Source organism: Microbacterium sp. TNHR37B, from assembly GCF_001620065.1.
In the GTDB taxonomy this organism is placed as follows: domain Bacteria; phylum Actinomycetota; class Actinomycetes; order Actinomycetales; family Microbacteriaceae; genus Microbacterium.
On record NZ_LQGV01000002.1, the window covers coordinates 40,049 to 53,008 of the forward strand.

14 protein-coding genes are annotated in these 12,960 nt (G+C 70.2%); 10 read left to right on the plus strand and 4 right to left on the minus strand.

Going from position 1 to position 12,960, the window contains the following annotated elements:
• The first annotated feature begins 1 nt into the window (after position 1).
• Complete coding sequence (locus AVP41_RS07785; protein ID WP_067162996.1) at positions 2–856, plus strand: aminoglycoside phosphotransferase family protein; 855 nt, start codon at positions 2–4, stop codon at positions 854–856.
• An 80-nt stretch (positions 857–936) separates the two neighbouring features.
• On the opposite strand, the gene AVP41_RS07790 is transcribed toward AVP41_RS07785, so the two are convergent.
• Positions 937–1,407 carry a GNAT family N-acetyltransferase gene (locus tag AVP41_RS07790; protein WP_067162998.1) on the minus strand — a complete coding sequence of 157 codons (471 nt, stop codon included), beginning with the start codon at positions 1,405–1,407 and terminating at the stop codon, positions 937–939.
• 54 nt (positions 1,408–1,461) lie between these two features.
• Here AVP41_RS07790 and dapB point away from each other — a divergent pair, with 54 nt between their 5' ends.
• A complete protein-coding gene (dapB, locus tag AVP41_RS07795; protein WP_067163000.1) occupies positions 1,462–2,274 on the plus strand; it encodes a 4-hydroxy-tetrahydrodipicolinate reductase in 813 nt (270 codons plus the stop codon).
• On the plus strand, positions 2,271–2,720 hold the full coding sequence (locus tag AVP41_RS07800; RefSeq protein ID WP_067163002.1) for a hypothetical protein: 450 nt from the start codon (positions 2,271–2,273) through the stop codon (positions 2,718–2,720). Before dapB ends, AVP41_RS07800 begins: the two co-directional genes overlap by 4 nt.
• 2 nt (positions 2,721–2,722) lie before the next feature.
• On the opposite strand, the gene AVP41_RS07805 is transcribed toward AVP41_RS07800, so the two are convergent.
• From AVP41_RS07805 to AVP41_RS07815, 3 genes are all read right to left on the minus strand, one after another.
• A complete protein-coding gene (locus AVP41_RS07805; RefSeq protein ID WP_067163004.1) occupies positions 2,723–3,634 on the minus strand; it encodes a TIGR01777 family oxidoreductase in 912 nt (303 codons plus the stop codon).
• Positions 3,627–4,052: an OsmC family peroxiredoxin gene (locus tag AVP41_RS07810; protein ID WP_067163007.1), complete on the minus strand. Its 426-nt coding sequence runs from the start codon at positions 4,050–4,052 to the stop codon at positions 3,627–3,629. The genes AVP41_RS07805 and AVP41_RS07810 overlap by 8 nt, the downstream gene beginning before the upstream one ends.
• Before the next feature lie 89 nt (positions 4,053–4,141).
• Entirely contained in the window at positions 4,142–4,579 is a 438-nt protein-coding gene (locus AVP41_RS07815) for a TlpA family protein disulfide reductase (protein ID WP_067163009.1), read from the minus strand.
• Positions 4,580–4,698: 119 nt separating this feature from the next.
• Between AVP41_RS07815 and AVP41_RS07820 the strand changes: the two genes are divergently transcribed.
• The 7 genes from AVP41_RS07820 (at position 4,699) to AVP41_RS07850 (ending at position 12,933) form a co-directional block, all read left to right on the plus strand.
• Positions 4,699–5,520 carry a thymidylate synthase gene (locus AVP41_RS07820; RefSeq protein ID WP_067163012.1) on the plus strand — a complete coding sequence of 274 codons (822 nt, stop codon included), beginning with the start codon at positions 4,699–4,701 and terminating at the stop codon, positions 5,518–5,520.
• The gene (locus tag AVP41_RS07825) at positions 5,517–6,083 is read left to right on the plus strand and encodes a dihydrofolate reductase (protein ID WP_082829112.1); all 567 of its coding nucleotides are present in this window, start codon (positions 5,517–5,519) and stop codon (positions 6,081–6,083) included. Before AVP41_RS07820 ends, AVP41_RS07825 begins: the two co-directional genes overlap by 4 nt.
• Positions 6,080–6,844 carry an SDR family NAD(P)-dependent oxidoreductase gene (locus tag AVP41_RS07830; protein WP_067163014.1) on the plus strand — a complete coding sequence of 255 codons (765 nt, stop codon included), beginning with the start codon at positions 6,080–6,082 and terminating at the stop codon, positions 6,842–6,844. The genes AVP41_RS07825 and AVP41_RS07830 overlap by 4 nt, the downstream gene beginning before the upstream one ends.
• Before the next feature lie 46 nt (positions 6,845–6,890).
• Positions 6,891–7,868 (plus strand): 4-hydroxy-tetrahydrodipicolinate synthase, encoded by a 978-nt coding sequence (gene dapA, locus AVP41_RS07835; protein ID WP_067163016.1) that lies wholly within the window; start codon positions 6,891–6,893, stop codon positions 7,866–7,868.
• Positions 7,869–7,976: 108 nt separating this feature from the next.
• Entirely contained in the window at positions 7,977–9,653 is a 1,677-nt protein-coding gene (locus AVP41_RS07840) for a ribonuclease J (protein ID WP_067163018.1), read from the plus strand.
• A 16-nt stretch (positions 9,654–9,669) separates the two neighbouring features.
• Entirely contained in the window at positions 9,670–10,164 is a 495-nt protein-coding gene (locus AVP41_RS07845) for a GNAT family N-acetyltransferase (RefSeq protein WP_067163021.1), read from the plus strand.
• An 84-nt stretch (positions 10,165–10,248) separates the two neighbouring features.
• Positions 10,249–12,933: an FtsK/SpoIIIE family DNA translocase gene (locus tag AVP41_RS07850; RefSeq protein ID WP_067163023.1), complete on the plus strand. Its 2,685-nt coding sequence runs from the start codon at positions 10,249–10,251 to the stop codon at positions 12,931–12,933.
• Positions 12,934–12,960 lie beyond the last annotated feature (27 nt).

A 12,960-nucleotide genomic window follows, 5' to 3' on the forward strand; every position in this document is an offset into this window, starting at 1 on the left:
GATGCCAGAACCGGCAGCCGAGATCCGGCTGGCGGCGGATGACGTCCGCCGTCTCGTGGATGAGCAGCACCCGTCGTTCGTCGGTGAGGTGCGCCTGTTCTCCCACGGCTGGGACAACGACCTCTTCCGGCTCGGGGACACCTGGGCGGTGCGGCTTCCGCGGCGCAGGGCCGCCGCCGGCCTGATCACCCATGAGCAGAGGTGGCTGCCGGAGCTCTCACCGCGATTGCCGGTGCCCACGCCGGTGCCTGCCGCGGTCGGTCTTCCTACGGACGAGTTCCCGTGGCGATGGAGCATTGTGCCGTGGCTGCCCGGTTCGCGCCTGGCCGACCTCTCACCCGGGGAGCGCGATGGCGCGGCCGGAGACGTCGCGGCGACGCTGGCGGCGCTCCACGTGCCGGCCCCGGCGGACGCGCCGCGCAACCCTCACCGCGGGATCGCGCTCCACGAACGTGATGCGCGGACGCGCGAGCTCCTCGCGGGCGACCCGAGTCTGCTCGATCTCTGGCGCGCCGGCGTGGCGGCGCCGCCGTGGCGCGGCGCCGCGGTGTGGGTGCATGGCGATGTTCACCCCGGCAACCTCGTCGGTGAGCGGGGACGCCTGACCGGCGTCCTCGACTTCGGTGACGTCTGCGCCGGCGACCCGGCGTGCGACCTGGCGATCGCGTGGACGGCGTTCACCGCGGTCGGGCGTGTCCGGATGAGAACCGCGCTGGGCGAGCGGTACGACACCGCGACCTGGACGCGCGCGAGAGCGTGGGCGGCCGTGTTCGCGGTTCTGCTCGCGGGGACGCGTGATCCGGGCTTCCGCGAGGTCGCCGCGCACGCCCGAGCCGAGCTCCTCCGAGAGGCCTAGCGGCCACGGCGGCAGGGGCGAGTCTGTTGTACGCCACGGCGGCATCACGCCCGTCGCAGGCGTCCGATCGGGCGGTGCCGTCAGAGCGTCTTGCCTAGCCACACCGTCGCGTTGGGGTTGTCGTTGTACGCGTCGATCGGCGTGTACTCGTGGGCCGTGTAGAGCGAGCCAGCGGCGGTGAGGGTGTGATGAGTGTCGAGCACCATCTCGGCGGCGCCCCATTCCCGGGCCTGATCCTCCAAGGCCGTCAGCAGGAGGTGCCCCCAGCCGCGACCGCGGGTCTGCGGCTGCAGATAGAGGTGCTTGAGCTCGTAGCGCGCTCCCTGCGCGGTATCGGCCAACCGTCGGATTCCGCCGCATCCGACATCGTTCCCCTCGTCGTCGACGACGACGAGGAACACACCCGCCGGGGGAGTGAACGCCGCGGTGTCGGGAAATGTGGGTTGGTACACCTGGCCCGCGGGGAAGGCCTCACCGCGCATGCCGAAGTACTCGGTCAACAGAGCGCGCGACCTCGCATCGTCGGTAGGAAGCTGTTCCAGACTCACCATGACATCGAGGCTACCGGCGACGCACGCCGCGCCGAGCGCCGTAGGGTGGGAGGCATGACGACGAGAGTCGCCCTGGTGGGCGGAACGGGAAAGCTCGGGGCCATCATCCGCGAAGTCATCGACGACAGCGACGACTTCGAGGTGGCGGCCCTCTTGGGCTCCTCGAGCGACCTCTCCGAGATCGACGGGACGGATCTCGTCGTCGACGCGTCCACGCCGGCTGTCTCCATCGACGTCGTCCGATCCGCCATCGACCGTGGGCTGAACGTGCTGGTCGGCACGTCCGGCTGGTCGGCCGAGAGGATCGCGGCGATCCGCCCCCTGGTGGACGCAGCCGGGACCGGCGCCGTCTTCATCCCCAACTTCTCGCTCGGATCGGTCCTGGGATCGGCGCTCGCCGCTGCCGCGGCGCCGTTCTTCCCCTCGATCGAGATCGTCGAGGCACATCGTGAGACCAAAGTCGATTCTCCGAGCGGCACCGCGGTGCGGACCGCGGAGCTGATAGCGGCAGCACGCTCCGAAGCCGGGCCGGTCGAGTCGCCGCACGTGGACCAGCGAGCGCGCGGCCAGCAGGTGGCGAGCGTGCCGATTCACTCGCTGCGTCGGCCGGGGGTGGTCGCCCGGCAGGAGACCGTGCTCTCCGGCGCGGGAGAGACCCTGTCGATCATCCATGACACGGTCGATCCGGCGCGGGCGTACGCGCCCGGCATCCGGGTGGCTCTGCAGGCGGCGCGGGACGCGCGCGGCGTCGTCATCGGCCTCGACAGCTTCATCGACATCGGGCTGCGCGCGCCACGCGCCCGTCCTGCTGCTCCGCTCGACGAGGGTGACGTCCCCGGACAGGTGGCCCGGACCACCGGCGCATGAGCACGCGCATCGGCGTCGCCGTGATGGCGGTGCTCCTGGCCGTCTACATCGTGTTGGCGGGACAGCGCGCGTGGATCCTGCTGACCGCGAAGGAGCCGGTCGCCGTCGCGATGGGGGCGGCCCTCGTTCTGCTTCCGGTGCTGGGCGCGTGGGCGCTGATCCGCGAGCTGCGTTTCGGCCGGCGCGCCGCCGCGCTCGGTCGGCGTCTGGAGGCAGAGGGCGCCCTCCCCGAGGAGGAGATCAGCGTCCGCGCGAGCGGTCGTCCTCTGCGAGAGGAAGCGGACGCGCTCTTCCCCGCGTACCGTGCCGAGGTGGAGGCCCACCCCGACGACTGGCGCGCGTGGTTCCGTCTCGCGCTCGCCTACGACGGCGCGGGGGATCGCACGCGCGCCCGGCAGGCCACTCGCCGCGCGATCGCGCTGGAGCGCTCCGCGCCACGCGGGTGAGGTCACCGAGCGGGAATAGACGCCGCCACCGCATCCTCGACCGTCTCGTGGTGGAACGTGAAACCGGTCTCCAGGAGTCGCCGAGGCTTCACGTCCATGTCGTTCGTGAGGAGCGCCCGGGTGGCGTCTGCGCCCAGCGCGAGGGTGATCGCCCACACCGGCGCGCGCAGGAGATAGGGGCGATTCATCCGGCGGGCCAGTGCGAAGCCGAGATCGTTGGCCGTCGCACGCTGCGGACCGGTCAGGTTCACGGGGCCGGTCACGCCCTGATCGATGACGTGGCGGATGGCCCGCACCTCGTCGTCGAGGGAGATCCAGGGCCACACCTGCGTCCCCGAACCGATCGGGCCCGAGAGCCCGAACCGGGTCAGCAGCATGAGGGGGCCCAGGACGCCGTCCTGATGAACCACGGGCGCCGTGCGCAGCAGCGCGACCCGCGCGTCCGGGCCGGCGTGACGCGCTGCGGTCTCCCATTCCACGCAGAGGTCGGAAAGGAAGCCATCGCCGGGAGGTGACGACTCGTCCAGCGTGTCTCCGGGGGCCGACGGGTAGTAGCCGACGGCCGACGCACAGACGAATGCGGGCGCGTCGGTTCCCAGCGCCCGCACGGCCGCGGCGATGGCCTGCGTCGGCTGGATGCGCGACCACAGCAGTTCGTGGCGGTAGCGCTTGGTCCAGGGGAAGCGGCCGATGCTGGCCCCGTTCAGGCAGACCACGGCCGACGCGCCGGCCAGGACCTCGGGTGCCAGCGGGCGGGAGGTGGGATCCCACGACACCTCGTCCGGCTCGGAGGCCTCCCGACGCACCAGACGGGTCACCGTCGTGCCGTCGGCACGCAACGACGCGACGAGTGCTCGGCCGATCAGCCCGGATGCGCCCGCGACGACCACTCGGCCATCGCCGGGCTCAGGCAAGCGTCGCCTCGAGAGTGATCTCGATCCCGGTCAGGGCCGCCGACACGGGGCATCCCGTCTTGGCTTCCTGCGCGATCCGGGCGAAATCCTCGGCGCTGAGATTCGGCACGACCGCGTTGACGTTCAGGTGTGAGCCCGTGATCCCGGTGCCGGGGATGAAGGTGACCGATGCGGTGGTCTCGACCGACTCGGGCGGCGTCCCGTTCTCCGACAGCGCGTGCGAGAGAGCCATGCTGAAACAGGAGGAGTGCGCCGCGGCGAGGAGCTCCTCGGGAGTGGTCACCGACGTCGACCCTTCGCTCCGGGCCTTCCAGTCGACGGCAAGGGGGCCCTGGTTGGAGCTTTCCAGGGCGATCTCCCCGGAGCCCTCGAACAGGCTCCCCTTCCAGCTCGTGCTCGCTTCGCTCGTGACGCTCATGGGGTCTCCTCGGTGCCGGGATGGGTCGACGGCGGGTTCGCGCGCGACGCTTCCGAGCGTAGACCGGCGGCGAGGGGGAGGGAATGGGGCTAGGCGGGAACCCGCGGGGCGAGCACGCGGTCCAGCTCCAGTTCCACGACACCTCGGCTCGGCGCGCCACCGAACCGGGTGTGGATCGTCCCCCGGCCGTCGAGAACGAACGTCGTCGGGGTCTGCAGCACGTGGAAGTGCTGCGCGATGTCGGGGCGATCGGTCAGGTCGACATCCAGGTGCAGCACGCCCGCGCGCTCCCGGGCGATCTCGCCCAGCGTCCGGTGGACTCCGGGGCAGCGTCCGCAGGTCTGCGTGCTGAACTGCAGGAGCGTGGCCCGTTCGCCGAGGGCCGTGGCGCCCAGTCGTCGCGGGTCCACGATCTCGTCGGGATTGCGCCGACGGGGGCGATTCTGCTGCCAGCGGAGGAACAGGCCGACCCCGACGGTGGCAGCCAGCAGGGCGCTGAGCACGAGGAGGGCGTCGACCACGGTCACAGCGGACCATCGTATCCGCATGAATCCACTCCGGCGAAGCTCAGGGCCGTGTATGACTCCCCGCGACACCTGTCGCGCGGCGGTTGCGCACCGCCTCGGTGTCCTCGGGCGGCGGTAGGGTGGCAGGCGTGACCGCCGCCTCCGTTCCCACGCCGTACGAAGATCTCCTGCGGGATGTGCTCGCCGAAGGGGTCCACAAGAGCGATCGAACGGGCACGGGCACCACGAGCGTGTTCGGGCGGCAGATCCGCTTCGACCTGTCGCAGGGGTTTCCGCTCATCACCACCAAGCGCGTGCACTTCAAGTCGATCGCCTACGAGCTGCTGTGGTTCCTCCGTGGCGAGTCGAACGTGAGCTGGCTGCAGGAGAACGGCGTCACCATCTGGGACGAGTGGGCCGACGAACGCGGCGAGCTCGGACCGGTCTACGGCGTCCAGTGGCGTTCCTGGCCCACCGCGTCGGGGGAGACGATCGACCAGATCACCCAGGTCGTCGAGCAGATCCGCACCAACCCGGACTCGCGCCGTCTCATCGTCTCGGCCTGGAACCCCGCAGACATCCCCGACATGGCCCTCGCGCCGTGCCACGCGCTCTTCCAGTTCTACGTCGCCGATGGCCGGCTCTCGTGCCAGCTCTATCAGCGCAGCGCCGACATGTTCCTCGGCGTCCCGTTCAACATCGCCTCCTACGCGCTGCTGACGCTCATGATCGCGCAGCAGACCGGTCTGGAGCCGGGCGACTTCGTCTGGACCGGTGGCGACTGCCACATCTACGACAACCACCGCGAGCAGGTGCGCGAACAGCTCTCGCGCGAGGCGTATCCGTATCCGACGCTGCGGCTCGCGCGCCGGCCGGAGTCGATTTTCGACTACCGGTTCGAGGACTTCTTGGTCGAGGGCTATCAGCACCACCCACCGATCCGGGCGGCCGTCGCGGTATGACGGCCGACGGCTCCGATGCGGTCGGTGCGCCCGGCCCACACGACCCGCAGAGACGCTCGGCGCGTCTGGGGCTCATCTGGGCCGAAGCGCACGATCGCATCATCGGCGCGGGCGGCGGCATGCCGTGGCACGTGCCCGAAGACCTCGCACACTTTCGTGAGGTCACCCTCGGCTCGCCCGTGATCATGGGACGGCGCACCTGGGAGTCCTTTCCTGATCGCTTCCGACCGCTCCCCGGCCGCCGGAACATCGTCGTCACGCGCGACGAGGCGTGGGAGGCGCCCGGCGCCGAACGCGCCGCTTCGCTCCCGGCGGCGATCGCGCTCGCCGGCGAGGGCGAGGTCTGGGTGATCGGCGGCGGGCAGCTGTATCGCGAGGCGATCGTCCACGCCGACGTGCTGGAGGTCACCGAGCTCGACCTCGACGTCGACGGAGACACGCGCGCGCCCGCCCGAGACGACTGGCATGTCGCGTCGCGGTCGCCGTGGCAGGAGTCCCGCACCGGTGTGCGCTACCGCTTCGTCACCCTCGATCGCGCCACGGACGGCGAGGGCTCGCGATGAGCCGAACGGCCCTGGTCACCGGGGCCAGCTCGGGTCTCGGTGCCGAGTTCGCGCGGCAACTCGCCGCGACCGGAGCCGACCTCGTCCTCGTTGCCCGCGATCGCGGGGCGTTGGAGACGCTCTCGGCGGAGCTCGGCCGCGACCACGCCGTCTCGTGTGAGGTGCTCACCGCCGACCTCACGACCCGCGAAGGTCTGGATGCCGTCGCCGCGCGGCTGCGCGAGCCCGAACGCCCGGTCGGTGTGCTGGTCAACAACGCCGGCTTCGGTCTCGATCTGCGCTTCGAGCGCAACGATCCCCTGCAGGAGGAGCGCCACCTCGACCTCCACGTGCGTGCGACGATGCGCCTCACTCATGCGGCGCTCGGCGCCATGCTGTTGCGGGGCGGCGGCAGGATCATCAATGTGGCCTCTGTCGCCGCGTTCCTTCCGCGCGGCACGTACGGTGCCGTCAAAGCGTGGGTGGTCTCCTTCAGCCGGTGGGCGAACATCACCTACTCCTCGCGAGGCGTCAGCGTGACGGCCGTGTGTCCCGGCTTCACGCACACCGACTTCCACGCGCGGATGGGTCTTGCCGCAGGAGAGGAGGGCGTGCCGCCCTTCCTGTGGCTCGACGCAGGCGATGTCGTCCGAGCCGGTCTGCGCGACGCCGCCCGCGGCCGTGCGGTGTCGGTGCCGTCGCTGCGCTACAAAGCGCTCGTGACGGCGGCGCGGCTGCTGCCATCACGGCTCGTGGCCCGCCTCGCGGAGGCCGGTCGCTGACCTGCTGACGAGACCGCGCCGGGAGCGAACCGATAACCTGGGACGCATGACGCACACGGGTAACCCTTTCGGACAGGTGCTCGTCGCGCTCGTCACCCCGATGACGGCCGACGGCGAGGTCGACTGGCCCGCCGTCGAGAAGCACATCGATGACGTGATCGCCGCCGGCGCCGACGGCATCGTCGTCACCGGCACGACCGGTGAGACCAGCACCCTGACCGATGCGGAGAAGCTGCGTCTGGTCGAGGTGGGCAAGTCCGTCTCGGCGGGCCGGGCCAAGATCATCACCGGCGGTGGCTCGAACGAGACCGCCCACGCGATCGAGCTCTACCGCGCGAGCGAGAAGGCCGGCGCCGACGGCATCATGATCGTCACGCCCTACTACAACAAGCCCACCCAGGCCGGGATCCTGACGCACTTCCGCCTCGTGGCCGACGCCACCGATCTCCCGGTGATCCTCTACGACATCCCCGGCCGCACCGGGGTGCCCATCAAGTACGAGACGATCCTCCGGCTGGCCAAGCACCCCAACATCCTGGCGATCAAGGACGCGAAGGGAGACTTCAGCGAGGTCAGCCGTGTCCTGAACCAGACCGACCTCATGTACTTCTCCGGCGACGACGCGAACGTGCTCCCGCACCTCTCCATCGGCGCGTCCGGGCTCATCGGGGTCACGGCGAACATCGCCCCGGCGCCGTACCGCACCATCGTCGACGCGGTCAATCGCGGCGACCTCGCGGCCGCGACCGCCGCGCACCGCAAGCTCGAGCCGCTCGTGCGGGCGGTCATGACCCACGTGCCGGGAACGGTGAGCGCCAAGTACATCCTCCACGGCCTCGGCCGTATCTCCAGCCCGAGAGTGCGGCTGCCATTGGTCGGCCCGGAGGAGTGGGAGGCCGCGGTGATCGAGGACGAGCTCGCCCTCGTGCACGACGTCGACGGCGCCGACTTCTCCAACTTCCGTCCCGACCGCAATGCGGCGGCCGGCGGTGCGCTGCCCAAGGTGCACGGCACGACGCGCTGATCCCCGCACGACCCACAACCGAACACCGGACGCCTCCACGGCGCCCCGAACCGAGAGGTCCCGACTGTTTCTCAGCCGCGACACTCGGACACCTGTGAAAGGCCACTGATGCCCACGAACGTCTTCGAGCCGGCTGCGCTCGAGCCCGGAACCCTGCGCGTGACCCCCCTGGGCGGTCTCGGAGAGGTCGGGCGGAACATGACCGTCTTCGAGTTCGACGGCAAACTCCTCGTGGTCGACTGCGGCGTGCTCTTCCCCGAGGAGCACCAACCCGGCGTCGACCTGATCCTTCCCGACTTCGAGCCCCTCAAGGGGCGCCTCGACGACATCGTCGGCGTCGTCCTGACCCACGGACACGAGGACCACATCGGTGCCGTGCCGTACCTCCTCAAGCTCAAGTCGGACATCCCCCTCCTCGGGTCCGGGCTCACCCTCGCGCTCGTGGAGGCCAAGCTCAAGGAGCACCGCCTCAAGCCCTACACGCTCACGGTCGCCGAGGGACAGCGTGAGCAGGTCGGGCCGTTCGAGCTCGAGTTCGTGGCGGTGAACCACTCGATCCCCGACGCCCTCGCCGTCGCGATCCGCACCCCCGCGGGCCTCGTGCTCGCCACCGGCGACTTCAAGATGGACCAGCTTCCGCTCGACGGGCGGATCACGGACCTCCGCGCCTTCTCGCGGCTGGGGGAGGAGGGCGTGGACCTCTTCCTCGTCGACTCCACCAATGCCGACGTCCCGGGCTTCACACCGCTGGAGCGGTCGATCGGCCCCGTCCTCGACCAGGTCATCGCGAAGGCGCCGCGGAGGGTGATCGTCGCGAGCTTCTCCAGCCACGTGCACCGCGTGCAGCAGGTGCTCGATGCCGCGCACGCGCACGGACGACGGCTCGCCTTCCTCGGCCGCAGCATGGTGCGCAACATGACGATCGCCGAGGAGCTGGGCTACCTCAACGTCCCCTCCGGCGTCCTCATCGACTACAAGAAGGCCAAGGACCTCCCCGACGATCGCATCGTCTACATGTCGACCGGGTCGCAGGGAGAGCCGATGGCGGTGCTCTCGCGCATGGCCAACCTCGACCACGCCATCGAGCCGGGTCCCGGCGACACGGTCATCCTCGCCTCGAGCCTCATTCCCGGCAACGAGAACGCCGTCTACCGCGTGATCGACGGCCTGACCAAGCTCGGCGCGAACGTCGTGCACAAGGGGAACGCGAAGGTGCACGTCTCTGGCCACGCCGCCGCGGGCGAACTCCTCTACTGCTACAACATCCTGCGTCCCCGCAACGTCCTCCCCGTCCACGGCGAGTACCGGCACCTCATCGCCAACGCGAAGCTCGCGCAGGACACGGGGATCGCTCCCGACCGCACGATCATCGCGGAGAACGGCACGGTGGTCGACCTCAAGGGCGGCGTGGCGCGGGTGGCCGGTCAGCTGGACCTCGGCTTCGTCTACGTCGACGGCTCGACCGTCGGGGAGATCACCGATGCCGACCTCAAGGACCGTCGCATCCTCGGTGAGGAAGGGTTCATCTCGGTCATCGTCGTCGTCGACGCGGCGACGGGACGAGTCATCTCGGGCCCCGAGATCCACGCGCGAGGCTTCGCCGAGGACGACTCGGTGTTCGAGTCGGTCAAGCCGAAGATCGCCGCGGCGTTGGCCGAGGCGGCGCAGTCGGGCGTGCGCGACACTCATGCGCTCTCGCAGGTCGTGCGACGCACGATCGGACGCTGGGTCAACCAGTCGCTGCGCCGTCGTCCGATGATCGTGCCCTTGGTCATCGAGGCCTAGCCCTACAATCGGGGCCATGGTCGCCACGTTCCGTCTGCGAGCCGCCGCCGCGGGCGACGGTGCTTTCCTCGCCGACATGGTCGTGGAGGCGGCGAACTGGCGGGCGGAGGGGTTTCGGCCCAAGCACCAGATCCTCGAGAGTCCCGAGTACGCGCGGTACCTGGCGGGGTGGATGCGTCCGGGTGATGCCGGCCTCATCGCCGTGGACGGGCAGGAGGTCCCGATCGGCGCGGCTTGGTATCGGATGCTCCCGCGCACCGACCCCGGGTTCGGGTATGTCGCGACAGGCGTTCCCGAACTCATCATCGGCGTACGCCCGATCTGGCGTGCGCACGGTGTGGGGCGCGCCCTGCTGCAGGGCCTGTGTGATCAGGCGCGCGCGGCCGGGTTCGCGCGGCTGAGCCTGTCGGTGGAACGCGGCAACTTCGCCCAGACGTTGTATCGCAGTGAGGGGTTCGCGGTCACCCAGGCCGGTCATGGTCGTGACACGATGGTCAAGCGCCTGCGCTGAGGGTGCCGGCCCCGGGCGCGTGAGCGTCGCGCCTCTGCCGCGTCGCTACGCCGGAACGTCGGTGGCGCGCCGTACCGTGGAGGAATGGCCAGGAGCACGAAGCCGACTTCGAGCGCGCGCGCGTCCGCGAAGAGCTCGGGTCCGTCGCGCGCCAAGAAGCCCGATCCCGCCCCCCGGCGCTACGTCGACGATGTCGACCGGCCGCCTCTCGCCGTCCGGGCATGGCTCGGGCTCGCGCACGTGGTCGGTGGCATGTTCCGTGCATTCGGGCCCGAGACGCTCGAGAAGGACCAGCGCCGAGACGGGTTCCCGTTCCTCCTCGTGCTGCTGGCCGCCGCCGGTGCCGTCGTGGAGTGGTTCCTCATCGGCACCGAGGTGGGCACCTCGATCAGTGCCTACACCGTCGGGTTCCTCGTCGGGCGTGTCGCCTTCATCCTTCCCGTGCTCCTTCTCCTCCTCGCGGGCTGGCTGTTTCGCCATCCGTCGTCGGTGCACGACAACGGCCGTATCGGAATCGGGTTCGGCATCTTCGTGCTCGCGATCGCGGGGTTCTGTCACGTGCTGGGCTCCCGTCCCCAGCCCAAGGCGGGTCTTCCCGCCCTCAGCGAAAGCGGTGGGCTTTTCGGCTGGATGATCGGCGAGCCGCTGACCTTCCTCACGCCGATCGGGGCGGCGGCCGTGCTCGGGCTGCTGGCCGTTCTCAGCGTCCTCATCATCACCAAGACGCCCCCGAACCGCATCGGGCAGCGGCTGGGCGACCTCTACGCGTGGATGTTCGGAGCCGAGCGCCCGGAGCGGGCCGCTCCCACGGCGGGCCCTGACGCTCCGACGGTCGCCTTCACGGAGGACGAGGAGAGCGACGCCGCGCTTCCGTGGTGGCGACGAAACAAGTCGGGCCGAGAGGAAGACGTCGACGGCCACCTCGGCGCTGACGACCTGACGGCGCTGCTCACTCCGGCGACCACGGGCGGCTTCGACCAGGCCGTCGCGACCCCCGTCCCGCCGACCGCCGCGGAGGCGCCCACCGAGGTCATCGACCCGTCGGTGGTTGCGGGGGCGCAGCGCGCGGCGCGGAAAGCAGACACCGGGATCCGAGAGGATGCCGACGAGGTCCACGACGACGGTCTCCTCCCGGGCCTGTCGGGCCTCGGCGGCGACTACGACGGCCGGCCGCCGGCGCTCCCGTATCGACTCCCTTCGGTGGAGGCGCTCGCGGCGGGCACACCGCACAAGGCTCGCTCCGAGGCCAACGACGCCGTCGTGCGCGCCATCATGGGGGTGTTCGAGCAGTTCTCGGTCGACGCGCGCGTGACCGGGTTCTCGCGGGGACCCACCGTCACGCAGTACGAGATCGAGCTCGGCCCGGGGGTGAAGGTCGAGCGCATCACGGCGCTCACCAACAACATCGCCTACGCTGTCGCCTCCAACGAGGTCCGCATCCTTGCCCCGATCCCCGGCAAGAGCGCGATCGGTGTGGAGATCCCCAACACGGACCGCGAGATCGTCACCCTCGGAGACGTGCTGCGCTCTCCCGCCGCGGCTGCGCAGACCCACCCGATGACGATCGGTGTCGGGAAGGACGTCGGCGGAGGGTACGTCGTGGCGAACCTCGCCAAGATGCCGCACCTTCTCGTGGCCGGTTCCACCGGGTCGGGCAAGTCGAGCTTCGTCAACTCGATGATCACGAGCCTGCTCATGCGCGCCAAGCCCAGCGACGTGCGGATGGTCCTGATCGACCCGAAGCGGGTGGAGCTCACCTCTTACGCCGGTGTGCCGCATCTGATCACCCCGATCATCACCAACCCCAAGAAGGCGGCCGAAGCCTTGCAGTGGGTCGTCAAAGAGATGGACATGCGCTACGACGACCTCGCGTCGTTCGGCTTCCGTCACATCGACGACTTCAACAAAGCGGTCGTCGCCGGGGAGATCACCCTCCCAGCGGGCAGCGAACGCGTCCTCAAGCCGTATCCGTACCTCCTCGTGGTCGTCGACGAGCTCGCCGACCTGATGATGGTCGCCCCTCGCGATGTCGAGGACTCGATCGTTCGCATCACCCAGCTGGCTCGCGCGAGCGGGATCCACCTCGTGCTGGCCACCCAGCGCCCCTCCGTGGACGTCGTGACCGGTCTGATCAAGGCCAACGTGCCCTCGCGTCTCGCCTTCGCGGTGACGAGCGTCACCGACTCCCGAGTCATCCTCGACCAGCCCGGCGCCGACCGCCTGATCGGGCAGGGCGACGGTCTCTTCCTGCCGATGGGAGCCTCGAAGGCTCTGCGTGTGCAGGGGGCCTGGGTCGCGGAGAGCGAGATCGAGAAGGTGGTCTCGCACGTCAAGAAGCAAGCGCAGCCCGAGTACCGGTCCGATGTCCAGGCGGTCGCCGAGAAGAAGGAGATCGACGCGGACATCGGCGACGATCTGGACCTGCTCCTCGCCGCCGCCGAGCAGATCGTCTCGACCCAGTTCGGGTCGACGTCGATGCTCCAGCGGAAGTTGCGGGTCGGGTTCGCCAAAGCCGGACGGCTGATGGATCTCCTCGAGTCCCGGGAGATCGTCGGCCCGTCGGAGGGATCGAAGGCCCGCGACGTGCTGGTGACGCCGGACCAGCTCCCCGCCGTTCTCGCGCGGCTCCGCGGCGAGGAGCCTCCCGCGGAGGCTCCGGCACCCGACGGCTACGGCAAGGACGCGGTGGACTCCCAGTTCGACGGCTATGAGGTCGTCGACGGCGACCGCGGCTCCGAGGACGCCTGGGGTCTGACCGGTCGCGACTGAGGACGTTGCGGCCCTCGACGCGGCGCA

Excerpts from the sequence above, each read along its gene's own strand:
- AVP41_RS07785 (WP_067162996.1), top strand. The coding sequence starts at position 2 with ATGCCAGAACCGGCAGCCGAGATCCGGCTGGCGGCGGATGACGTCCGC.
- AVP41_RS07790 (WP_067162998.1), bottom strand. The coding sequence starts at position 1,407 with ATGGTGAGTCTGGAACAGCTTCCTACCGACGATGCGAGGTCGCGCGCT.
- dapB (WP_067163000.1), top strand. The coding sequence starts at position 1,462 with ATGACGACGAGAGTCGCCCTGGTGGGCGGAACGGGAAAGCTCGGGGCC.
- AVP41_RS07800 (WP_067163002.1), top strand. The coding sequence starts at position 2,271 with ATGAGCACGCGCATCGGCGTCGCCGTGATGGCGGTGCTCCTGGCCGTC.
- AVP41_RS07810 (WP_067163007.1), bottom strand. The coding sequence starts at position 4,052 with ATGAGCGTCACGAGCGAAGCGAGCACGAGCTGGAAGGGGAGCCTGTTC.
- AVP41_RS07825 (WP_082829112.1), top strand. The coding sequence starts at position 5,517 with ATGACGGCCGACGGCTCCGATGCGGTCGGTGCGCCCGGCCCACACGAC.
- AVP41_RS07830 (WP_067163014.1), top strand. The coding sequence starts at position 6,080 with ATGAGCCGAACGGCCCTGGTCACCGGGGCCAGCTCGGGTCTCGGTGCC.
- dapA (WP_067163016.1), top strand. The coding sequence starts at position 6,891 with ATGACGCACACGGGTAACCCTTTCGGACAGGTGCTCGTCGCGCTCGTC.
- AVP41_RS07840 (WP_067163018.1), top strand. The coding sequence starts at position 7,977 with ATGCCCACGAACGTCTTCGAGCCGGCTGCGCTCGAGCCCGGAACCCTG.
- AVP41_RS07845 (WP_067163021.1), top strand. The coding sequence starts at position 9,670 with ATGGTCGCCACGTTCCGTCTGCGAGCCGCCGCCGCGGGCGACGGTGCT.
- AVP41_RS07850 (WP_067163023.1), top strand. The coding sequence starts at position 10,249 with ATGGCCAGGAGCACGAAGCCGACTTCGAGCGCGCGCGCGTCCGCGAAG.